The organism is Streptomyces sp. NPDC000878, from assembly GCF_053599695.1.
Map to the genome: position 1 here is coordinate 24,791 of NZ_JBSFMT010000018.1, position 20,901 is coordinate 45,691.

The window sequence follows — 20,901 nt, forward strand, 5'->3', positions numbered from 1 at the left end:
TAGGCAGGGAATCGCCCCCGTGAAACCCGCCCCTCTACGCCAATTGGCAACCGGAATCCGCCATGGCCGTCCCGGTTCGCTGAAGCGTTCATTCCCCAGCAACCGGCCCGTCATGCCGAGCGGTCTCCCTCGATCATACGGCTCCGGGCGCCCGATCGGGGGGCCTGTGGCGTACTCCATGTGCGGCCGAGCCCCTGATCAGCGGTCCGCCGCCGGAGGGGGCTCAGGCCTCGGCGGCACCCGACGTCTCGCCGAGCACGTGAAGCTGCGTGGCCACGGAGTGGAACGCGGCCTGTTCGGCCGCCGCTGCCTCCAGTTTCAGCAGGGCGTCCAGGGCCCCGGGCTCGGTGTCCACGAGGACGCCGGGCACCAGGTCGGCGAAGATCCGCACGCCGTGCACGGCGCCCACGCTCAGGCCCGCGCCCTCGACGAGCGCGGTGAGCTGTTCGGCGGTGAAACGGTGGGGTACGGGGTCACCCTCGCCCCAGCGGCCGTTCGGGTCGTCGAGCGCCCGCGTGGCCTCCTTGAAGTGCCCGGCGAGGGCCCGCGCGAGCACGGCGCCGCCGAGGCCCGCGGCGAGCAGGCTGAGGACGCCCTCGGAGCGCAGGGCGGCCACCACGTTGCGGACGCCCTCCGCGGGGTCGTCCACGTACTCCAGGACGCCGTGGCAGAGCACCGCGTCGTAGCCGCCGCGCTCGACCACGTCGAAGAGGCCGTGGGCGTCGCCCTGGACGCCCCGGACGCGGTCGGCGACGCCGGCCTCGGCGGCCCGGCGCTCCAGCGCGAAGAGCGCGTTGGGGCTGGGGTCGACGACGGTGACCCGGTGGCCGAGGCGGGCGACGGGCACCGCGAAGTTCCCGCTGCCGCCCCCGGTGTCGAGGACGTCCAGCGACTCGCGCCCCGTGGTTTTGACCTGCCGCTCCAGGGCGTCCTGAAGGACGTCCCAGACCACGGCTGTACGGAGAGAAGCGCGGGGGCGCATCGGGTCCGACACGGCAGTTGACTCCTCGGCGCGGCACCGCCACGTGTGCGGCGGAGCGAAACGGGGCGCCTTCCCGGCCCCGGTGGGCTGCGGAAAGGCTGCGGCTTCCCCACCCTATTGCCTCCGGTGACATACCCGGTCATCCGTCTCAGCCCGCGTCCGGGACGTCCCGCTCCCCGCCCTGTGGGCGGCCCGACTCCGGGGGCATGTCCGGGTCCTGGCGGGGCTGTGGCAGCACCGGCTGGAGGACGAGCATCCGCTCGACCAGGCGCAGGAACATCGCCACATCGCGTATCAGGTCGTCGGCGTCGCGGTTGCTGGCCGCGCCCTGGATGCCCGCCTCGGCGCGGGCCCGGCGACGGGCGCCTGAGGCGAACAGCACGCTCCACTCGGCGAGTTCGGGCGCTATCTCCGGGAGCACCTCCCAGGCGCTGCGGATGCGTGCGCGGCGCCTGGAGGTGGGTTCGGGGCGGCCCCGGGCGGCGAGCACAGCGGCGGCGGTGCGCAGGGCGGCGAGGTGGGCGGTGGCGTACCGCTCGTTCGCAGTCTCCAGGACGGCCGCCTCCTCGAGTCCGGCGCGAGCCTGGGCTAGCAGGTCGAGGGCGGCGGGCGGGGCCGTGGCCCGGCGGAGCACCGGGTGTACGTCGCCCGCCGGTCCGGTCAGTGAGGGGGCAGGGCCGGGGGCGCGGCGCCGACGGGCGGCGGCTGCGTTCGAGCTGGCCATGACGAACCTCCTGTCGTCTGTGTGACGGCACGTCCCGACGGGAGGTGCCGTATGTGCCCATCGTGAGGTATGCCACTGACAATCCGTTCTGACCTGGTCTTTTGCTTCGATCGAAGGTTCAGGTTAGCTTTTGCACTGACCAGTCAGTGCAAAAATGTCGGTGAAAAATCTGGGGGAGCTGTGGACGGTCCGCACGGCCTCGGGGTGAGCACCCGGGGCTTCGGACTCAAGGGGCCTCGCGGCTGGGCGTTCCGTGAGGTGTCCTTCGACTCGGAGCCGGGCTCGCTGATCGCAGTGGAGGGGCCGTCCGGGTCCGGGCGTACCTGCCTGCTGCTCGCGCTCACGGGCCGGATGAGGGCCACCGAGGGGTCGGCCGCGATCGGGGACTGGAGCCTGCCCAAGCAGTTGGCGGCGGTGCGTCGTGCGAGCGCGCTCGCGCACGTCCCCGGTGTCACCGACCTCGACCCCGCCCTCACGGTCGGGGAGCACCTGCAGGAACGGGCGCTGCTGGAGCGCCGGTTCGGCGGTTCCCTGCGGGGGCTGCTGCGGCCACGGGCGGAACGGGTGGCCGGGGCGAGGCTGCGCGTCGACGCCGCGCTGACGGCCGCCGGTCTCGACCGCGAGGCCCTGCCCAAGGGCTCCCGGACCGCCGTACGCGATCTGGAGCGGCTGGAGGCGCTGCGGCTGTCCGTGGCGCTGGCGCTGGTCGGCGGGCCGCGGCTGCTGGGGGTGGACGACACTGATCTGAAGCTGTCGGACGCCGAACGGGCCGAGGTGTGGGCGCTGTTGCGGTCCCTCGCCGAGGCCGGGACGACCGTCGTGGCGGTGTGCAGCGAGGCTCCCGAAGGGGCGGTCGTCATGTCGACGGCGCCGTACGGGAAGCCGACGGAGACTCACGAGAAGGAGACGGTGGATGCGCTCCCCGCGACTGGCCGCGCTTGAGCTGAGGCGTTTCGGCCGGGGCAGGCTCCCGCGCGCGGCCCTGGCCTCGCTCCTGTTGCTGCCGCTGCTGTACGGCGCCCTGTACCTGTGGTCCTTCTGGGACCCGTACGGCAGGCTCGACCGGATCCCCGTGGCGCTCGTGAACGACGACAAGGGGGCGAGCGTCAGCGGGAAGAAGCTCGCCGCCGGTGCCGACATCGTCAAGGGGCTGCGCGACAGCGACACCTTCGAATGGCACGAGGTGAGCGCGGCCGAGGCCCGGGAGGGCGTCGAGGACGGCACGTACTACCTGTCGCTGACCATGCCGGCCGACTTCAGCTCGCGGATCGCGTCGAGTTCGGGCGACTCCCCGGAGACGGGCGCGCTCCAGGTGCGGACGAACGACGCCAACAACTACATCGTCGGGCAGATCTCCCGGACGGTGTTCGGCGAGGTGCGTACGGCCGCCTCCACGAAGGCGTCGCGGTCGTTCCTGGACCGGATCTTCGTCTCGTTCTCCGACATCCACGGGGAGACCGTGAAGGCCGCCGAGGGCGCCGACACGCTCACGGGTGGCATCGACAAGGCCGAGCAGGGGTCCAAGGACCTCGCCGACGGGCTGAAGGACGCCGAGACGGGCAGCGGCAAGCTGGTCACGGGGCTGAAGAAGCTCGACACCGGGGCGGGCGATCTGGCCGACGGTTCGCGGCAGGTCGCGGCGGGCACACAGACGCTCGCCGACAAGGTCGACGGGGTCGCGGACCGGCTGGGGCCCTTCCTCAGGGACAACGAGAAGACCATTGGGGACACCGCTCAGCTCGTCGCCGACTCGGCCGGTACGGTCCGGCGCAACCTCGGCACCCTGGTGAAGGCCGCCCCGGCCGCCGCCAAGGGCGCCCACGCGGCCTCCGACACCCTGGACGGGGTCTACAGGGCGCGTTGTGTGACCGCGGTGCTGCCCGACGCCGCATGCACCGACCTGAAGAAGGCCCGGCAGGCCGCGGCGGACGTGGCGACGGTCGCCGACGACGTCGACACGCTGATCGCCGACCAGAACGGCGATCTGGACAGACTTGACCAGCACCTCGCCACGCTCCAGAAGCAGGCCCAGGCGCTCGCCGACCGTGCCCCGCGCCTCTCCGAGGACCTCGACGACGCCGTCCGCAAGGTCGACGAGCTGAACGAGGGGGCCGCGCAGGTCGCTGCAGGAGCGAGGAAGCTGCACACCGGGCTCTCCACCGCCAAGGCCGGCGCGGTCGCCCTGGACACGGGCGTCGGCGACCTCAAGGCGGGCGCGGACACGCTCTCCGGAGGCATGTTCAAGCTCGTCGACGGCTCCGGGAAGCTCGCCGGCGGGCTGCACGACGGCGCCGCGCAGATCCCCGACTACGACCGCCAGGACCGCGACGCGCGCACCGAGGTGATGTCCGACCCGGTCCAGCTCGCCTCCCAGGACCTGCACAAGGCGCCCAACTACGGCACCGGGTTCGCCCCGTACTTCATCCCGCTGTCCCTGTGGGTGGGCGCGATGGTCGCCTACATGCTGATCCCGCCGCTCAACCGGCGGGCGCTCGCCACGGGCGCCTCGGCCTGGCGCATCACGCTGGCGGGCTGGCTGCCGGTGGCCGCCCTGGGCGTGCTCCAGACCGTGGCCCTGATGTCCGTACTGCACTGGGCGATCGGCCTGGAGATGGTGCGGGCGGCCGGGACGGTGGGCTTCCTGTTCCTGGTCACGGCGTGCTTCGCGGCGATCGTCCAATGGCTGAACGCGCGCTTCGGGGCGGCGGGCCGGATCCTCGTACTCGCCTTCCTGATGCTCCAGTTGACGTCCGCGGGCGGCACCTATCCCGTGCAGACCAGCCCGGACTTCTTCAACGCGGTCCATCCCTTCATGCCGATGAGTCACGTCGTCGAGGCGCTGCGCAGGCTCATCACGGGCGGTGGGCTCGGCCCGGTGTGGCAGGCGTGTGCCGTGCTGGCCGCGTTCACGGCGGGCGCCCTGGCGCTGACCGCCGTGTCGGCCCGGCGCAGGCAGGTGTGGACCCTGGACCGGCTGCGCCCGGAGCTGAGCCTGTGACGTCTCGTCAGCGTGGGCCCGGTGTTCCTGTGAGAATCAGGGCCATGGAACGCAGCAGCACCCCGTCGGGCGGCAGTACGCGCCGCGAGGCCACCCGGCAGAAGCTCTACGAGGCCGCCGTCACGCTCATCGCCGAACAGGGCTTCTCCGCCACCACGGTGGACGAGATCGCCGAGCGGGCCGGGGTCGCCAAGGGCACGGTCTACTACAACTTCGCGAGCAAGTCCGTCCTCTTCGAGGAGTTGCTGCGGCACGGCGTGGAACTCCTCACCGCCTCCCTTCGGGAGGCAGCGGAGCAGACCGCGCGGGACGGCGGCACCAAGGTCGACGCCCTGGACGCGATGATCCGGGCCGGGCTGGTCTTCATCAGCCGCTACCCGTCCTTCACCCAGCTCTACGTGGCCGAGCTGTGGCGCACCAACCGGAGCTGGCAGTCGACCCTGATGGTGGTCAGACAGCAGGCGGTGGCGGTCGTCGAGGGCGTCCTGCGCGAGGCGGTGGCGGGCGGCGAGCTGAGCGACGAGATCGATGTCCCGCTGACCGCGGCGGCCCTGGTCGGCATGGTCCTGGTCGCCGCCCTGGACTGGCAGTCCTTCCAGCCGGAACGCTCCCTGGACGACGTCCACTCGGCACTGTCCCGGCTCCTCCAGGGACGGGTGGGCGGCAACCGCTGAGCGAGCGGGTCCGGGCGCACAGGAAAGCGCCGGTCCGCTGTGGCCGCGTCCCCCGCGGGCCACCTCGAACCGGCGCTTCCTTCCTGCTCCCCCGTTTTCCCCGTTCCCCCGTGTTTCCCCCGTTGGTCCCCGTGCGGTCGCTTCCCCGGGTCCCCCGGTGTCTCGCTCCCGCCGACGGATCGGCGGAAGGAGCGGTCCAGGGCGCCGGCACCGTTCCGCCGCCCCGTGTCGGCGGTACCGGAGCCGTGCCCCTTTCCGTGTCTCCACTCTCTCGTTCCCGCAGGTCGCGGCCCATCCGTGCGCGTACTCATCTCTCTGCCTAGGTACGTGTACTCAGCACTGCGCACTCAGCCCCAGGACGCGCCGTTGCCGACTGGTTACGATCGCGGACGTGTCCGTACTCCCTTTGGTCTTCACGAGCGGCTGGGCCAGCGGCATCAACGCGTACGCGGTGGTGCTGCTCCTCGGTGTCTTCGGCGCGACCGGGCTGACGGACGAGGTCCCCGAGTCGCTGCAGCGCCCCGAGGTGCTCGTCGCGGCGGGCGTGCTGTTCCTGTGCGAGGCGGTCGCCGACAAGATCCCGTACGTGGACTCGATGTGGGACGCGGTGCACACCGTGATCCGGCCGGTCTCCGGGGCCGTCGTCGGGGCGCTGCTGGCCGGGCAGAGCGGTTCGCTGTCCGATCTGGCGGCGGGCGCGATCGGCGGTTCGACGGCGCTGGCCAGCCACGCGGTCAAGGCCGGGACGCGGATGGCGGTCAACACCTCGCCGGAGCCCTTCAGCAACGTGATCGTGAGCTTCGCCGAGGATCTCGGGGTCGGCGGCATCGTGACGTTCGCGATGTTCCAGCCGGAGGCGGCGGCGATCATCGCGGGCACGCTGCTGCTCGCCGGGCTGGTCCTGCTGTTCTTCCTGGTCTCCCGGATCAGACGGTTCCTGCGGCGCCGGGCCCAACGACGCGAGGAGCGGCGGCTGGCGGCCCGGACCGGGCGGCCACCGGGCTGAGCCGGGTCACCCAAATCGCCGCAAACGACCTGGTCACAGCCCCGCGGCCGGATTGTCAGTGGGGGCCGATAAAGTCCCTGGCATGGCACGGATTGCGGTGATCGGCGCCGGCATGGGCGCGATGGCGGCCGCTGCCCGGCTGGCCGTCGCGGGCCACCGGGTGGCGGTGTACGAGCGTGGGGAGACGTACGGCGGAGCGGTGCGCCGCTTCGAGCGCGACGGCTTCTCGTTCGACACGGGTCCGGGGCTGTTCACGCTGCCCGCGGTCTACCGCGACCTGTTCGTCAAGACCGGCAAGCAGCCCCTGGAGGACTGCGTCGAGCTGGTCCAGGTCGACCCGTCCTCGCGACACGTCTTCCCGGACGGCACGGCGGTCTCCCTGCCGAACGCGTCCCGCGCGGGCGTCGTCCAGGCCCTGGACGCGGCTCTCGGGGCCGGGACGGGCGACCGCTGGGGCAGCTTCCTGGTCAGGGCGCGCGATGCCTGGGACCGCACCCGCAGACCGCTCCTGGAGGAGCCCCTGTGGGACGAGTGGCATGTGCTGGGCGGGCGCGAGCCCTATCCGGCGGTCCCCCAGAAGCGGCTGCTGCGCAGCACCCGCAGGGCCGGCACGCTCGCCGAGGTCGGCGCCTGGGAGCTGCGCGACCCGCGTCTGGCAGCCCTCCTGGAGAGCCACGCCCTGGAGTTCGGCCTCGATCCCCGGGACACCCCGGCGAGCGCGGCCGTACTGCCGTACATGGAGCACGCCTTCGGCACCTGGTATGTCCGGGGCGGCATCCGGGAGTTGGCGCGTGCCGTGTACGAGCGGTGCGTGGACCGGCGGGTCGAGTTCGTCTTCGGCGCCGAGGTCACGGGCATCGTCGAGAAGGACGGCCGGGCGGCGGGGGTCGTTCTGGCCGACGGCACGGTGACAGAGGCGGACCATGTCGTCGCGGGGGTGGATCCCGTACGGCTGAAGGGGCTGACGGAGCATGCGCTCGACGAGGAGGGCGATGTGATGTCCGACACGTCGACGCCGTCGCCGGGGACGTTCACCGTGCTGCTGGCCCTGCGCGGGGCCTGTGAGGCGGGTACGGCGCATCGCACGGTCGTGCACACGCCCGGCCGCGAGGCCGAGTTGGACTGGGTGAGCGGGGAGGGACCCGGACCGGTGTCCCCCACGGTCACCGTGCTGCGGCCCGACGATCCGGCTCAGCTCGACTGGGAGCACGAGTCCGTGGTCCTGACGGCGGTGGCACCGCCCAAGGGCGACTGGACGGCGGACGGTTCGGCGGAACGCTTCGCGGAACTGATGATCGACGCGGCGGGGACGGCCGTCCCCGGGCTGCGCGAACGCGTCCTGTGGCGGGAGATACGGACGCCCGGCCGGAGCGGTGACGAGACGGGCGCCTTCTGCGGGGGCGTTCCGGCGCCGTCCCTCGCGAGCGGAAAGGGCGACTTCCTGCATCCCGCCAACAGCACCCGGCTGCCGGGGCTGTACCGCGTGGGCGGCTGGTCTCACCCCGGGGGCGGACTGCCGCACGCGGGGATGTCGGGCGCGCTGGTGGCGGGGCTGATCGTGGAGGGACCGGACTTCATGGGCTCGCAGTGAGCCCATGAACACGCCCCGGCGGGGCAGCCCTCGGCGGGGCGGCGGTCCTCAGAAGCGGTACTGCTGCTCGTCGTACCCGTTCCCGTGCGTCTGCCCGTTGCCGTTGTCCTGGCCGTTGCCGTTGTCCTGGTAGTACTGCTGCTCCGGCGGGAGTTCGCCGCCGAACATCGGGTCGTCGGTGTTGCGCTGCTGCGGGACCCAGACGCCGTTCCCCGGGGTCTCGCCGTAGCCCTGCTGGGCGTACTGGTCCTGGCCGTAGCCCTGCTGGCCGTACTGCTGCTGGTCGTAGCCCGCGTCGTACGAGGTGCCGCCGTAGCCCTGGCCGATGTACGGGTCGGAGTAGGCGGCGTACTGCTGCTGGCCCGAGGCGTCGTAGCCGTACTGCTGCTGGTCGTAGCCGGTGTAGCCGTCGTACCCGTAGTTCTGGTCGGTGCCCTGGGCCGCCGTCGCGTACGACTGGTCCTGGCCCGCGCCCGCGTAGGACTGGTCCTGGCCGGCCGCCGCCGCGTAGGCCGCGTCGCTGTATATGCCGTACGAGCCGGTGTCGTCGGGGAGGGGCTGCGGTTCGTAGACGGCCGCGCTGTCGGCCGCCATGGGCCGGTCGGAGCGGGCGGGGGTGAAGACGTCGTCCCGGTCGTAGTCGCGGTCGAAGTCCTCGGCCTGGCGGTACGTTCCGGCACCGGTGTCGTAGGCGTCGTTCCCGAAGCCGTCGGCGGGGGTGCCCGCGAAGTCCGTGTCGGCGCCGTTGCCCGGTCCGTACGCGCCCTCGGACGCTTCGAGGTCGGAGACCTCCAGGCTCGGGTCCTTGTACTCCCCGTCGCCACGGTCCTTGCCCTTGCCGAAGCGCGCGAGGAAGCCCGGGCGGCCCGCGACCGCCCAGCCCGCCGAGAAGCCGCTGCGGAACGACAGGGTGACGTAGGTCTGCCCGACCGCGAAGGCCGCGGCGCCCAGACCGATGACCAACACGTTCGGGATGAGCACGCCGAGGACCACGCCGAGGAAACCGACGAAGGCCAGCAGTCGCCAGCGCAGCCGCGCCTTGTACTGCAACAGCACTTCGCCGAGCAGCCACAGCGCGACGACGCCGAACGCGATGTAGAGGACCGTCCAGCCCATGTACGCCCCTCTCCCAGTGGCCGCTACGCAGTGTGTCGTACGCCGGTGCGGCCGGTCTAGGCCCGCTGTGGGTGGTGCAGACCCAGGTTCTCGTAGATTTCCAGCGATGCCGTGGAGTTGTTCAGCGTAATGAAGTGCAGTCCGGGGATTCCCTCGGCCAGCAGTCGCGCGCAGAACTCCGTGGCGAACTCGATGCCAATGGAGCGTACAGCCGCCGCGTCGTCTTTGGCTGTGAGGATCCGCTCTTTCAGGGCCGAGGGGATCGCCGCGTTGCTGAGCTGCGGCAACCGCTCCAGCATCCGCACGCTGGTCACGGGCATGACCTCGGGGATGACGGGGGTCGGGCAGCCCGCCGCCGCGACCGCGTCTCGCAGCCGCAGATACGACTCCGGGTGGAAGAACATCTGGGTGATCGCGTAGTCGGCGCCGGCCCGGCACTTGTCGACGAAGTGCGTGACGTCCGTCTCCCGGTCCGGCGAGCGCGGGTGTGTCTCGGGGAAGGCCGCGACACCTACGCAGAAGTCGCCCGACTCCTTGATGAGGCGCACGAGTTCGGCGGCGTACGTCAGACCGCTCGGGTGCGGTACCCACTCGGCCATCGGGTCGCCTGGCGGGTCGCCGCGCACGGCCAGGATGTTGCGGATGCCCGCGTCGGCGTACTGGCCGATGATGTTGCGCAGTTCGGCGATGGAGTGGTTGACCGCGGTGAGGTGGGCGACCGGGGTGAGCGTCGTGTCGGAGACGATCTGCTGGGTCTCCTTGACCGTGCCCGCGCGGGTCGACCCGCCTGCGCCGTACGTCACGGACACGAAGTCCGGGGCGACCGCCTCGACCCTCCTGAGCGCGTTCCACAGGTTCCGCTCGCCCTTGGGTGTTTTCGGCGCCGAGAACTCGAAGGAAAACGTGGTCTTGCCGGACGCGAGCATGTCACGCACCGTGCGCGCGTGGTCAGTCCTGGTGGACGCGGTTCCGAGGGCCATACCCGCAGGTTAGTCAGGGGGCGGCGGTCCCCCAACCGGATGGCGGAAATTTGCCCGGATTGTCGACCTGTTGTCCACCCCTCGGACACCCCTACACCCCTCGGACGCCCCTACAACGAACGCAGGCGCTTGGCGAACTCGGCCGCCGCCGCACCCGGGTCGTCGGCCTCCGCTATCGCCCGTACGACGACGACCCGGCGGGCGCCCGCCGTCAGCACCTCGTCCAGATTGCCCAGGTCGATGCCGCCGATGGCGAACCAGGGGCGCTCGGTGGCGAGCCCGGCCGTGTACCGGACCAGGTCGAGGCCGGGGGCGTGGCGGCCCGGCTTGGTGGGGGTCGGCCAGCAGGGGCCCGTACAGAAGTAGTCGACGCCCTCCTGGACGGCGGCTGCGGCGGCCTCGGACTCGGCGTGCGTGGAGCGGCCGACGATGGTGTCCTCGCCCAGGATCGCGCGGGCCGCCGGGACGGGCAGGTCGCCCTGGCCGAGGTGGAGGACGTCGGCACGGGCGGCGTGGGCGACGTCCGCGCGGTCGTTCACCGCGAGGAGCCTGCCGTGTCGCGCGCAGGCGTCGGCGAAGACCTGGAGGTGGTCCAGCTCCTCGGCGGCCTCCATGCCCTTGTCGCGCAGTTGCACGATGTCGACCCCGCCGGCCAGGACGGCGTCCAGGAACTCGGCGAGGTCGCCCTGGCGGCGGCGGGCGTCGGTGCAGAGGTAGACCCGGGCGTCGGCGAGCCGCGCGCGGGCGGTGCCGGCGTCGGCGGTCGCCCCGGGCACGGTGTCGGTCGTCTCGGGCATACGTGTGTCCCCCATGGGCGCGCCCCGGGGGTTCTCCCCGGGCGCGCCCCTGTGTGGCGGCGTGCGGACCCTGCCCGCGCGCCGAACGGCTGGTCGGATCAGACGGCGAGCGCCTGGGCGCGACGCTTCACCTCCGTGCCGCGATTCTCGCTGAGCGCCTGCGCGGGGGTGCCGGGCAGGCTGGGGTCGGGAGTGAAGAGCCACTCCAGCATCTCTTCGTCGGAGAAGCCGTCGTCCCGCAGGAGCGTCAGGGTGCCGGTGAGGCCCTTGACGACCTTCTGCTCGACCCCGTCGATGAAGGCGGCGGGTACGTGCAGCGCGCGGTTCTCACCACGGCGTACGGCGATCACTTGGCCCTCCTTGACCAGCTGCCGGACGCGTGTCACCTCGATGTCGAGGATTTCCGCGATGTCGGGCAGCGTGAGCCAGGCGGGGACGAGAGCATCGATCTTTGCGTCAATCTCGGTCACGGGACAAGCCTGCCATCCCGCACTGACAGTCGGAAGCCAGACCCCTCCGACCTGTGCCGATCCGGTGCCGCTGAGCCCCCGTCACGCTATGCCGTGGCCGCCTTCAGGGGCCGGGACGGGTCCGTCAGCGCCTCGGCGTCCATCAGGGCGCCCGCCTCGATCAGCCGGCGGCCCTGGGCCAGGTCCCGGGGGCGGCCCACGGCCAGCAGGGCGACCAGTCGGCCCTCCAGCAGCCAGCAGACCGTCCAGGCGGGGCCGGCCGGGTCGCCGCGCCACAGGGTGGTGTCGGCGGACCCGTGGTGGCCGACGTACTGGACGAAGCGGCCGAACTGCTCCGACCAGAAGTACGGGACCGGGTCGTAGACCTCCGGAGACTCCCCGATGATGTTCGCGGCGACCGTGCGGGGTCCCTGGAGGGCGTTGTCCCAGTGGTGGACCAGAAGGCGCCGGCCGTACCTTCCCGAAGGGAAGGAGGCGCAGTCGCCGACCGCGTAGACGTCCGCCGCGGAGGTGCGCAGGTGGTCGTCGGCGACGACCTCCCGGTGGTCCCCCAGGGCGATCCCCGAGTCCGCCAGCCAGGCCGTGGCCGGGCGGGCCCCGATACCGACGACGACGGCACCCGCGGGCAGCCGCGAGCCGTCGTCGAGCACCACCGCGCCGGGCTCGACGCGCGCCACGCGCGCGCGGGTGCGCAGCGAGGCGCCGCTGTCGGCGTACCAGGCGGCCATCGGCGCGGCCACCTCGGCGGGCAGGGCGCCCGCGAGCGGCCGGTCGGCGGCCTCGACGACGGTGACCGCGCAGCCGGCCTCGCGCGCGGCCGTGGCGAACTCGGCGCCGATCCAGCCGGCCCCGACGACCACGATGTCGTGCTGGCGCGCGAGTACGGGCCGCAGCCGTTCGGCGTCGTCGAGGGTGCGCAGCAGATGCACTCCGGGTACGCCCTCGGTGCCCGGCAGCCGGATCGGTTCGGCGCCGGTCGCGAGGACCAGGGCGTCGTACGGGACGGGCCCCTCGGCGGTGTCCAGTTCGTGTACGCCGGGGCGGACGCCCAACACCTCGCGCCCGAGCAGCAGTTCGATGCCGAGGGCCTCGAAGTCGATGTCGAAGGCGGAGCCCTCCGCCTTGCCGAGCAGCACCGCCTTGGACAGCGGCGGCCGGTCGTACGGCTGATGGGGTTCGGCGCCGATCAGGGTGACGGTGCCGGTGAACCCCTGCTCGCGCAGGGCGACCGCGGTCTGCACCCCGGCCATGCCCGCGCCCACGACGACCACGCGCCGCGGCTGCGGCACGCCCCGCGTGCCCTGTGCCTGCGTCTGCTCGCTCACCCGATCACCATAGACAACTGACAAATTGTCAGTCAGTGGGCGCGGTCGGTGACCTACTGCACACCCACCCGCTCGACCTGCTCCACCACGCTCGTCCCGCTGCCCGGCTGCGACTCCCACTCCCAGGTCTCCGCCAACCGCAGCCGTCCGTCCGGCAGTTCGAGCACCTCGGACACGCAGTGACCCGAGGACGTCGTCCCGTCCCGCTTCAGCTGCACGTACCGGAAGTCGAGACGGTCGCCGTCCCGCGTCCCCACGAGATGGCCGCGTACGACGTCGCCGCCCGCGTACTCGGCCCAGATCTCGCCGTCCTTCTCGTGGTAGGTGAAGCGGGTCCGGGTGCCGACCTGGCCCGGGGCCTGGTCTTCGACCGGGGCGAGGACGAGACCGTCGAGCGAGCGGGGCATGGGCGGAGGCTCCCTTACGTGGGTGTCGGACCGCGGGCTAGGGTGGCCAGCGTAAGCACTCGCGGGAGCCCGGACGCACCGGGCTGAGAGGGAGGCTGGCGGCCTCCGACCGTACGAACCTGATCCGGGTCATGCCGGCGAAGGGAGGGGCTGGACGCCCATGTCGCGTACACACACCTCGGACGTCGTTGTCGTCGGAGGCGGGATCATCGGGCTGGTGACGGCCTGGCGGGCCGCGCAGCGCGGGCTCGCCACGACCGTCGTGGATCCCGCGCCGGGCGGCGGGGCCGCGCAGGTGGCGGCCGGGATGCTGGCCGCCGTCACGGAGCTGCACCACGGCGAACAGACCCTGCTGGGGCTGAACCTGGAGTCGGCCCGCCGCTATCCGGACTTCGTCGCCGAACTCACCGAGCTGACCGGCCACGACCTCGGCTACCGCCGCTGCGGCACGCTCGCCGTCGCACTCGACGCCGACGACCGCGCCGAGCTGCGCGAACTGCACTCCCTGCAACGGCGTTCGAGCCTGGAGTCGGAGTGGCTCTCGGGGCGCGAATGCCGGCGCCTGGAGCCGATGCTCGCGCCGGGCGTGCGCGGGGGGCTGCGGGTGGACGGCGACCACCAGATCGATCCGCGGCGGCTGGCCGGGGCGCTGGTGGACGCGTGCGAGCGGGCCGGGGTGGTGCTGCGCCGGACCTGGGCCGAGCGGCTCGACGTACGGCGGGGGCGGGCCGTGTCGGTGACGGACTCGGACGGCGACGAACTGGCCGCCGGTTCGATCGTGCTGGCCGGGGGCAGCCTCAGCGGGCGGCTCGCGGGGGTCCCTGAGGCCGTTCTGCCGCCCGTACGGCCCGTGAAGGGGCAGGTGCTGAGGCTCACCGTGCCGGAGCGGTACGCGCCGTTCCTGAGCCGTACCGTGCGGGCCGTGGTGCGCGGCAGCCAGGTCTATCTGGTGCCGCGCGAGAACGGCGAGCTGGTCGTCGGGGCGACGAGCGAGGAGCTGGGCTGGGACACGACGGTCACAGCGGGCGGCGTGTACGAGCTGCTGCGCGACGCCCATGAACTGGTCCCCGGGATCACCGAGTTGCCGCTGACGGAGACGCGGGCCGGTTTGCGCCCCGGGTCCCCGGACAACGCCCCGCTGCTCGGCCCGACCGCGCTGGAGGGGCTGCTGCTGGCGACCGGGCACTTCCGGAACGGTGTGCTGCTGACGCCGGTCACGGGAGACGCGATGGCGGCGGTTCTGGCGACCGGTGAACTGCCGGACGAGGCACGGGCCTTCACGCCCCGGCGGTTCGACGCCGTACGCAGGGAACGTATGGAGCAGCTCGTATGAATGTTCTGGTCAACGGTCGGCCGCGCGAGGTCTCCCCGGGTACCGCGCTCGACGTCCTCGTGAAGTCCCTCACCGCGACGCCCTCCGGAGTGGCCGCCGCGCTCAACGAAACCGTCGTCCCGCGCGCGCGGTGGTCGTCGACCCGCCTCTCCGAGGGAGACCGCGTCGAGGTCCTCACCGCCGTCCAAGGAGGCTGAACCATGGCCGACGATCCCTTTGTCCTCGGTGGTACGTCATTCACGTCCCGGCTGATCATGGGTACGGGGGGTGCGCCCAGCCTCGATGTGCTGGAGCGGGCGCTGGTGGCCTCCGGCACGGAACTGACGACGGTCGCGATGCGGCGCGTCGACCCCTCGGTGCACGGGTCCGTGCTGTCGGTGCTGGAGCGGCTCGGCATCCAGGTGCTGCCCAACACGGCGGGGTGTTTCACCGCCGGGGAGGCCGTGCTGACGGCTCGGCTGGCCCGGGAGGCGCTCGGTACGTCTCTGGTGAAGCTGGAGGTCATCGCCGACGAGCGGACGCTGCTGCCGGATCCGATTGAGTTGCTGGACGCGGCGGAGGTGTTGGTCGAGGACGGGTTCACTGTGCTGCCTTACACGAATGACGACCCTGTGCTGGCTCGGAAGCTGGAGGACGTGGGGTGTGCCGCCGTCATGCCGCTCGGGTCGCCCATCGGGTCCGGGTTGGGGATTCGCAACCCGCACAACTTTCAGCTGATCGTGGAGCACGCGCGTGTGCCGGTGATTCTGGATGCGGGGGCCGGTACCGCGTCCGATGTGGCGTTGGCGATGGAGTTGGGGTGTGCGGGGGTGATGCTGGCGTCGGCTGTTACTCGGGCCCAGTCGCCGGTGCTGATGGCGGAGGGGATGCGGTACGGGGTTTCCGCGGGGCGGTTGGCCTACCTGGCGGGTCGGATTCCTCGGCGTCATTTTGCTGCGGCTTCGTCTCCTGTGGCTGGGCTCGCCTCGTTGGATCCTGAGCGGCCTGCCTTTTAGGCGCCCCGGGTTTCACTCCCGTTTGTTTTCCCGCCCGCACCACCCGTTTCCAGCCCGTTAACCAGTGGAACTCTCCTGTGGGGGTTCTCGCCATCGGCGGCTGCGGGTGGGGTTCGGCGGCAGCCGGCTGCTTTCCGACCGTGCGATCTGCGTCACAGGTCGGCTTCAGTCCCGCTGCTTTCCCGGCCGAAACCGTGGGCTTGTCAGCGGCGGCTCGTACACTCACCTGCGTGGATACGACCCTTCAGGACCCTCTCGTCGGGCAGGTGCTCGACGGCCGCTATCGCGTGGACGCGCGGATCGCGGTCGGCGGGATGGCCACGGTCTACCGGGCCGTGGACACCCGTCTCGACCGCGTGCTCGCCCTCAAGGTGATGCATCCGGGGCTCGCGGCCGACGTGTCCTTCGTCGAGCGGTTCATCCGGGAAGCGAAGTCCGTGGCCCGGCTCGCCCACCCCAATGTCGTGCAGGTCTTCGACCAGGGCGCCGACGGGTCGTACGTCTATCTCGCCATGGAGTACGTCGCCGGGTGCACCCTGCGTGACGTGCTGCGCGAGCGCGGCGCGCTCCAGCCGAGGGCCGCGCTCGACATCCTGGAGCCCGTGCTCGCCGCGCTCGGCGCCGCCCACCGCGCCGGGTTCGTGCACCGCGACATGAAGCCCGAGAACGTCCTGATAGGGGACGACGGGCGGGTCAAGGTCGCCGACTTCGGGCTCGTGCGGGCCGTGGACACCGTGACGAACACCACGGGTGCCGTCCTCGGCACCGTCTCCTACCTCGCCCCCGAGCAGATCGAGAGCGGCACCACCGACCCCCGGGTCGATGTGTACGCCTGCGGCATCGTCCTCTACGAGATGCTGACCGGCGACCAGCCGCACTACGGCGACTCCCCCGCGCTGGTGCTCTACAAGCACCTGCACGAGGACGTGCCGCCGCCGTCGGCCCTCGTACCGGGACTGGCCTTCGAGCTGGACGAGCTGGTCGCCCTGGCGACCGCGCGCAACGCCGACATCCGCCCGTACGACGCCGTGGCGCTGCTCGCGCAGGTCCTGGAGACGCGCGGCTCGCTCGGCGCCGAGCAGCTGGACGCCGTACCGCCGCAGGCCGTCGCCTCGGGGCACGACAACGCCGAGGACCTGACGAGCGTCATCCCGCGCGCGCTGTCCGCGCAGCGACCCCTGTCCGTACAGCGGCCTCTGCCCGTCAACGAGGACGAACCGCCCGTCGACGAACGGCGGTTCAACCGGACCAGCCGGCTGGAGTCCGTGGCCACCGCTCCCCCGGCGTCCGCCCCGCCCTCCCGGCGGGCCCCGCGGAACCGGAAGCGGCGGGCGCCGCTCGCCATCCTCGTCGCCCTGCTGCTCGTCCTCGGTGTGGGCGCGGGCGTCTGGTACATCAACTCCGGGCAGTTCACTCAGGTCCCGGCGGTGCTGGCGCAGACCGAGGAACAGGCCAAGGCTCGGCTGGCGAACGCCGGGCTCGACCTCGGCGATGTCGAGACGGCCTACAGCGACACCGTGAAGCGTGGCACCGTCATCAGCACTGACCCTGACGTCGGCGCCCGCATACGGAACAACGACTCCGTGGACCTCACCGTCTCCCTGGGGCCGGAGACCGTGGCGGTGCCCCAGCTGGCCGGCTACCGCCTCGACAAGGCCAGGGCGCAGCTGAAGCGAACCGGTCTGGAGGCGGGCAGGGTCACCCGGGAGTTCAGCGAGGACGTGCCCCGGGGGTCCGTGATCAGCACGGACCCGGATCCCGGGACCGAACGGCGCGCGGGTTCCGCGGTCGCCCTCGTCGTCAGCAAGGGCAGCCCGGTGGAGGTCGCCGACGTCACCGGCGCGACCCTCGCCGACGCGCAGGCCGAGCTGGAGGAGGCCGGGCTCAAGGTCAAGGTCGCCACCGGAACCGTCACCTCGGACGAGTTCGAGCAGGGGCAGGTCGCCGTCCAGTCACCGGCGGGCGGCGCCGAGGCGGCCGAGGGCGACACGGTCACGCTGACGATCTCCAAGGGCCCCGAGATGATCGAGGTCCCGGATGTCGTGGGCGACAGCGTCGCCGACGCCAAGGCGGCTCTGGAAGGCGCCGGGTTCCAGGTCGACGAGGACCGGGGGCTGCTCGGGCTCTTCGGCGACACCGTGAAGAAGCAGTCCGTGGACGGCGGCGACACCGCCGCCAAGGGGTCGACCATCACCATCACGATCCGCTGACCCCGTCGGACAGTGACGGGCAACGACATCGGCATCGGCATCCGCCGACGGGAAACGGAACGCCGCGTGACACCCTGACAGGGTGACCAGCAAGCAGCTCCGCAACCCCGTCGGCGGCCATGTTCCCGTGGCCGGCGGTCTCCACTCCGTCGGCCTGTCCTACGCCCGCGACCTCCTGGCCGAGACCGTCCAGGTCTTCGTCGCCAACCCGCGCGGCTGGGCGACGCCGGTCGGCAATCCCCGCCAGGACGAGGAGTTCCGCGCGGCCTGCGCCGAGGCGTCGATCCCGGCGTACGTCCATGCCCCGTACCTGATCAACTTCGGCTCGCACACCGAGGCGACCGTCGAGCGGTCGGTGGAGTCGCTGCGGCACTCGCTGCGGCGCGGGCGGGAGATCGGCGCGCTGGGCGTGGTGGTGCACACCGGGAGCGCGACCGGCGGACGGGAGCGGTCCGTGGCCCTCCAGCAGGTACGGGAGCATCTGCTGCCGCTGCTCGACGAGCTGACCCACGACGACGACCCGTATCTGCTCCTTGAGTCGACCGCCGGGCAGGGCTCCTCCCTCTGCTCGCGCACCTGGGACTTCGGGCCGTACTTCGAGGCGCTCGACGCCCATCCGAAGCTCGGCGTCTGTCTCGACACCTGCCACATCTTCGCGGCCGGGCACGATCTGACCGGGCCCAGCGGTATGCACCAGACCCTCGACCTGCTCGTCGACACGGTCGGCGAGGGGCGGCTGAAGCTGATCCACGCCAACGACTCCAAGGACGTCGTCGGCGCGCACAAGGACCGGCACGCGAACATCGGCGCCGGTCACATCGGCGAGGACCCGTTCCGCGCGCTGATGACCCACCCCGCGACCGAGGGCGTGCCGCTGATCATCGAGACGCCCGGCGGCAAGGAGGGGCACGCGGCGGACGTGGAGCGGCTGAAGAAGCTCCGGGAATACCCCTAGGGGGTATACGGTTGGCGAGTGCAGGACGAGGCCCACGACACCGTGAGACCGTGACACCCGGGGGTTCCCATGGAGCACGAGACACACGCACACCACCAGCACTCACAGCACCACGCACCGGCCGCCACCTGGTCCGTGGCCGTCCAGGCCACCCTGCACTGCCTCACCGGCTGCGCCATCGGCGAGGTGCTCGGCATGGTCATCGGCACGGCCTTCGGCTGGGGCAACGTACCGACACTGATCCTGGCGATCACCCTCGCGTTCTTCTTCGGGTACGCGCTCACCCTGCGCGGTGTCCTGAAGGCGGGCGTCGGATTCCGTACAGCCGTCCGGGTCGCGCTCGCCGCCGACACCCTCTCCATCGCCGTGATGGAACTGGTCGACAACGGCGTGATCACGCTGTGGCCGGGAGCGATGGACGCCCAGTTGGACGATCTGCTGTTCTGGGGCGCACTGGCGATCTCACTGGCCGTCGCCTTCGTGATCACCACACCGGTCAACAAGTGGACGATCGGCCGCGGCAAGGGCCACGCGGTCGTGCACCAGTACCACCACTGACCCCGCCAACGATCCTTATAGCTCGGGGCCGTCCCCGGGCTCCTCCTGGTACGAGTAGCGCTGTTCGCGCCACGGGTCGCCGACGTTGTGATAGCCGCGCTCCTCCCAGAAGCCGCGGCGGTCGGCGGTCATGTACTCGACGCCGCGCACCCACTTGGGGCCCTTCCAGGCGTACAGATGGGGCACCACCAGGCGGAGCGGGAAGCCGTGTTCCGCGGTGAGGAGTTCGCCGTCCTTGTGGGTGGCGAAGATCGTGCCGTCGGACGCGAAGTCGGCCAGTCGGAGGTTTGAACTGAAGCCGTATTCCGCCCAGACCATGACGTGCGTGACCTCGGGCGCCGGCGGTGCGGCTTCGAGGATCGTCCGGGCCGGAATCCCGCCCCACTCGGCACCGAGCATGCTGAACTTCGTGACGCAGTGCAGATCGGCCACGACGGAGCTGTACGGCAGGGCCGTGAACTCCTCGTGGTTCCAGCAGCGCTTCTCGCCGTCGGCGGTGGCGCCGAAGACCCTGAACTCCCAGCGCTCGGAGCGGAATTTGGGCACCGGGCCGTAATGGGTGACCGGCCAGCCGCGTTGCACTCGCTGCCCCGGCGGCAATTCGGGCTGCGCCGCACCCCCTGAATCGCGCTCTCCCGATTCACGTTCCACCGGCTGACCCATGACTCCATCCTGACAGACCAGGCAGAGTGCGCATGACCAGGCCTGTCCAGACCTGCACGGATTCCAACAAGTCCGGATAACTTGGACTAAGCATGCCCTAACTTACTAAGTACGCACTTACTGGACGATCTTCGGCGGCGGTGCAATCATTCGGCGGCAACCTCCCCAGTTCCCCCCGCTTGGAAGGAGCCTCTGCGATGCAGGGCGACCCCGAGGTCATCGAATTCCTCAACGAGCAGCTCACCGCCGAACTCACGGCTATCAACCAGTACTTCCTGCACGCGAAGATGCAGGAGAACTTCGGCTGGACGAAGCTCGCGAAGTACACGCGGCACGAGTCGATCGACGAGATGAAGCACGCGGAGATCCTCACCGACCGGATCCTGTTCCTGGAGGGCCTGCCGAACTACCAGCGGCTCTTCCATGTGCGGGTGGGCCAGACCCTCACGGAGATGTTCCAGGCCGACCGGCAGGTCGAGGTCGAGGCCATCGACCGCCTCAAGCGCGGTATCGAGGTCATGCGCGGCAAGGGCGACATCACGTCCGCGAACATCTTCGAGTCGATCCTCGCGGACGAGGAGCACCACATCGACTACCTGGACACCCAGCTGGAACTGGTGGAGAAGCTCGGCGAGGCGCTGTACATCGCGCAGCTGATCGAGCAGCCGGAGAGCTGAGAACCGATCCCCGAGCCTCAGGGCTCAAGGCTCAGGCGGCCTCGTCCAGTTGTTCGGCCAGGACCGGCTGCCCCTCGTCCACGAGCCCACGGGTCGGGTACGCACCCCTGCCCAGCAGCGCCTGGATGCGTCGTACGCACGAGCCGCAGTCGGTGCCCGCCTTGCAGGCCGACGCGATCTGGCGGGGGGTGCAGGCGCCGTCCGCCGCGTGCTTCTTCACTTGCGCCTCGGTCACTCCGAAGCAGTTGCAGACGTACACGCGGGTCACCTCCCGACGGGGTCCAGGTCGTGCCGTACCGATGGACTGAATGCCCGTTTAATCGGTGAGGCTAACCTAACCTTACCCGGCTCGTAGGTGCCCGAAAAGTGGTCTGGGGCGCGGATCGTATGTGATCCGCGCCCCACGCCACACTCCTGTAACAGGCGAAAAGCCTGGTGAT

Annotated in this window: 22 protein-coding genes and 1 riboswitch; of the genes, 12 read left to right on the forward strand and 10 right to left on the reverse strand. The window is 71.3% G+C overall.

What is annotated here, in order from left to right:
- Positions 1–223: 223 nt before the first annotated feature.
- Entirely contained in the window at positions 224–994 is a 771-nt protein-coding gene (locus ACWDR4_RS18315; protein ID WP_450409634.1) for a methyltransferase, read from the reverse strand.
- 136 nt (positions 995–1,130) lie between these two features.
- Positions 1,131–1,706, reverse strand: a complete 576-nt coding sequence (locus ACWDR4_RS18320) for an SAV_6107 family HEPN domain-containing protein (RefSeq protein ID WP_450409635.1) — start codon at positions 1,704–1,706, stop codon at positions 1,131–1,133.
- A 180-nt stretch (positions 1,707–1,886) separates the two neighbouring features.
- Between ACWDR4_RS18320 and ACWDR4_RS18325 the strand changes: the two genes are divergently transcribed.
- From ACWDR4_RS18325 to ACWDR4_RS18345, 5 genes are all read left to right on the forward strand, one after another.
- A complete protein-coding gene (locus tag ACWDR4_RS18325) occupies positions 1,887–2,648 on the forward strand; it encodes an ATP-binding cassette domain-containing protein (protein ID WP_450409636.1) in 762 nt (253 codons plus the stop codon).
- Complete coding sequence (locus ACWDR4_RS18330) at positions 2,620–4,704, forward strand: YhgE/Pip family protein (RefSeq protein ID WP_450409637.1); 2,085 nt, start codon at positions 2,620–2,622, stop codon at positions 4,702–4,704. Before ACWDR4_RS18325 ends, ACWDR4_RS18330 begins: the two co-directional genes overlap by 29 nt.
- 44 nt (positions 4,705–4,748) lie before the next feature.
- Positions 4,749–5,378, forward strand: a complete 630-nt coding sequence (locus tag ACWDR4_RS18335) for a TetR/AcrR family transcriptional regulator (RefSeq protein WP_450409639.1) — start codon at positions 4,749–4,751, stop codon at positions 5,376–5,378.
- Between the two features lie 391 nt (positions 5,379–5,769).
- Positions 5,770–6,384, forward strand: a complete 615-nt coding sequence (locus ACWDR4_RS18340) for a DUF4126 domain-containing protein (RefSeq protein ID WP_450409640.1) — start codon at positions 5,770–5,772, stop codon at positions 6,382–6,384.
- A gap of 82 nt (positions 6,385–6,466) precedes the next feature.
- Positions 6,467–7,975: a phytoene desaturase family protein gene (locus tag ACWDR4_RS18345; RefSeq protein WP_450409642.1), complete on the forward strand. Its 1,509-nt coding sequence runs from the start codon at positions 6,467–6,469 to the stop codon at positions 7,973–7,975.
- Between the two features lie 48 nt (positions 7,976–8,023).
- Here the strand turns inward: ACWDR4_RS18345 and ACWDR4_RS18350 are convergent, their stop codons facing one another.
- From ACWDR4_RS18350 to ACWDR4_RS18375, 6 genes are all read right to left on the reverse strand, one after another.
- A complete protein-coding gene (locus ACWDR4_RS18350; RefSeq protein WP_450409644.1) occupies positions 8,024–9,091 on the reverse strand; it encodes an SCO2102 family sporulation regulator in 1,068 nt (355 codons plus the stop codon).
- A gap of 56 nt (positions 9,092–9,147) precedes the next feature.
- A complete protein-coding gene (gene metF / locus ACWDR4_RS18355; RefSeq protein WP_389350166.1) occupies positions 9,148–10,071 on the reverse strand; it encodes a methylenetetrahydrofolate reductase [NAD(P)H] in 924 nt (307 codons plus the stop codon).
- Positions 10,072–10,181: 110 nt separating this feature from the next.
- Positions 10,182–10,868 carry a thiamine phosphate synthase gene (thiE, locus tag ACWDR4_RS18360; protein ID WP_450409646.1) on the reverse strand — a complete coding sequence of 229 codons (687 nt, stop codon included), beginning with the start codon at positions 10,866–10,868 and terminating at the stop codon, positions 10,182–10,184.
- Between the two features lie 98 nt (positions 10,869–10,966).
- Positions 10,967–11,338, reverse strand: a complete 372-nt coding sequence (locus ACWDR4_RS18365) for an Rv2175c family DNA-binding protein (RefSeq protein ID WP_055531479.1) — start codon at positions 11,336–11,338, stop codon at positions 10,967–10,969.
- Between the two features lie 86 nt (positions 11,339–11,424).
- Positions 11,425–12,663, reverse strand: a complete 1,239-nt coding sequence (locus ACWDR4_RS18370; RefSeq protein ID WP_450409648.1) for an NAD(P)/FAD-dependent oxidoreductase — start codon at positions 12,661–12,663, stop codon at positions 11,425–11,427.
- 53 nt (positions 12,664–12,716) lie between these two features.
- Entirely contained in the window at positions 12,717–13,070 is a 354-nt protein-coding gene (locus ACWDR4_RS18375; protein WP_450409650.1) for a hypothetical protein, read from the reverse strand.
- 51 nt (positions 13,071–13,121) lie between these two features.
- Positions 13,122–13,233: riboswitch (TPP riboswitch) on the forward strand.
- Between ACWDR4_RS18375 and thiO the strand changes: the two genes are divergently transcribed.
- The 6 genes from thiO (at position 13,231) to ACWDR4_RS18405 (ending at position 19,121) form a co-directional block, all read left to right on the forward strand.
- Complete coding sequence (gene thiO, locus ACWDR4_RS18380) at positions 13,231–14,403, forward strand: glycine oxidase ThiO (protein WP_450409652.1); 1,173 nt, start codon at positions 13,231–13,233, stop codon at positions 14,401–14,403. Its footprint overlaps the riboswitch before it by 3 nt.
- Complete coding sequence (gene thiS, locus ACWDR4_RS18385; protein WP_450409654.1) at positions 14,400–14,600, forward strand: sulfur carrier protein ThiS; 201 nt, start codon at positions 14,400–14,402, stop codon at positions 14,598–14,600. The genes thiO and thiS overlap by 4 nt, the downstream gene beginning before the upstream one ends.
- Before the next feature lie 3 nt (positions 14,601–14,603).
- Positions 14,604–15,398, forward strand: a complete 795-nt coding sequence (locus ACWDR4_RS18390; RefSeq protein ID WP_450409656.1) for a thiazole synthase — start codon at positions 14,604–14,606, stop codon at positions 15,396–15,398.
- Between the two features lie 230 nt (positions 15,399–15,628).
- The gene (pknB, locus tag ACWDR4_RS18395) at positions 15,629–17,608 is read left to right on the forward strand and encodes a Stk1 family PASTA domain-containing Ser/Thr kinase (protein WP_450409658.1); all 1,980 of its coding nucleotides are present in this window, start codon (positions 15,629–15,631) and stop codon (positions 17,606–17,608) included.
- An 82-nt stretch (positions 17,609–17,690) separates the two neighbouring features.
- Positions 17,691–18,563, forward strand: coding sequence for a deoxyribonuclease IV (locus ACWDR4_RS18400; RefSeq protein ID WP_450409660.1), 873 nt, complete (start codon positions 17,691–17,693; stop codon positions 18,561–18,563).
- 69 nt (positions 18,564–18,632) lie between these two features.
- Positions 18,633–19,121 carry a DUF4396 domain-containing protein gene (locus ACWDR4_RS18405; protein ID WP_450409661.1) on the forward strand — a complete coding sequence of 163 codons (489 nt, stop codon included), beginning with the start codon at positions 18,633–18,635 and terminating at the stop codon, positions 19,119–19,121.
- Positions 19,122–19,136: 15 nt separating this feature from the next.
- Here ACWDR4_RS18405 and ACWDR4_RS18410 read toward each other — a convergent pair whose 3' ends face one another.
- A complete protein-coding gene (locus ACWDR4_RS18410; protein WP_450409663.1) occupies positions 19,137–19,784 on the reverse strand; it encodes a sulfite oxidase-like oxidoreductase in 648 nt (215 codons plus the stop codon).
- Between the two features lie 197 nt (positions 19,785–19,981).
- On the opposite strand from ACWDR4_RS18410, the gene bfr reads away from it, so the two are divergent.
- Positions 19,982–20,461: a bacterioferritin gene (bfr, locus tag ACWDR4_RS18415; protein ID WP_450409664.1), complete on the forward strand. Its 480-nt coding sequence runs from the start codon at positions 19,982–19,984 to the stop codon at positions 20,459–20,461.
- Positions 20,462–20,492: 31 nt separating this feature from the next.
- On the opposite strand, the gene ACWDR4_RS18420 is transcribed toward bfr, so the two are convergent.
- Positions 20,493–20,729, reverse strand: a complete 237-nt coding sequence (locus ACWDR4_RS18420; RefSeq protein ID WP_450409666.1) for a (2Fe-2S)-binding protein — start codon at positions 20,727–20,729, stop codon at positions 20,493–20,495.
- Positions 20,730–20,901 lie beyond the last annotated feature (172 nt).

Excerpts from the sequence above, each read along its gene's own strand:
- thiS (WP_450409654.1), top strand. The coding sequence starts at position 14,400 with ATGAATGTTCTGGTCAACGGTCGGCCGCGCGAGGTCTCCCCGGGTACC.
- thiE (WP_450409646.1), bottom strand. The coding sequence starts at position 10,868 with ATGCCCGAGACGACCGACACCGTGCCCGGGGCGACCGCCGACGCCGGC.
- thiO (WP_450409652.1), top strand. The coding sequence starts at position 13,231 with ATGTCGCGTACACACACCTCGGACGTCGTTGTCGTCGGAGGCGGGATC.
- ACWDR4_RS18350 (WP_450409644.1), bottom strand. The coding sequence starts at position 9,091 with ATGGGCTGGACGGTCCTCTACATCGCGTTCGGCGTCGTCGCGCTGTGG.
- ACWDR4_RS18405 (WP_450409661.1), top strand. The coding sequence starts at position 18,633 with ATGGAGCACGAGACACACGCACACCACCAGCACTCACAGCACCACGCA.
- ACWDR4_RS18375 (WP_450409650.1), bottom strand. The coding sequence starts at position 13,070 with ATGCCCCGCTCGCTCGACGGTCTCGTCCTCGCCCCGGTCGAAGACCAG.
- ACWDR4_RS18410 (WP_450409663.1), bottom strand. The coding sequence starts at position 19,784 with ATGGGTCAGCCGGTGGAACGTGAATCGGGAGAGCGCGATTCAGGGGGT.
- bfr (WP_450409664.1), top strand. The coding sequence starts at position 19,982 with ATGCAGGGCGACCCCGAGGTCATCGAATTCCTCAACGAGCAGCTCACC.
- ACWDR4_RS18390 (WP_450409656.1), top strand. The coding sequence starts at position 14,604 with ATGGCCGACGATCCCTTTGTCCTCGGTGGTACGTCATTCACGTCCCGG.
- metF (WP_389350166.1), bottom strand. The coding sequence starts at position 10,071 with ATGGCCCTCGGAACCGCGTCCACCAGGACTGACCACGCGCGCACGGTG.
- ACWDR4_RS18335 (WP_450409639.1), top strand. The coding sequence starts at position 4,749 with ATGGAACGCAGCAGCACCCCGTCGGGCGGCAGTACGCGCCGCGAGGCC.
- ACWDR4_RS18345 (WP_450409642.1), top strand. The coding sequence starts at position 6,467 with ATGGCACGGATTGCGGTGATCGGCGCCGGCATGGGCGCGATGGCGGCC.
- ACWDR4_RS18330 (WP_450409637.1), top strand. The coding sequence starts at position 2,620 with ATGCGCTCCCCGCGACTGGCCGCGCTTGAGCTGAGGCGTTTCGGCCGG.
- ACWDR4_RS18320 (WP_450409635.1), bottom strand. The coding sequence starts at position 1,706 with ATGGCCAGCTCGAACGCAGCCGCCGCCCGTCGGCGCCGCGCCCCCGGC.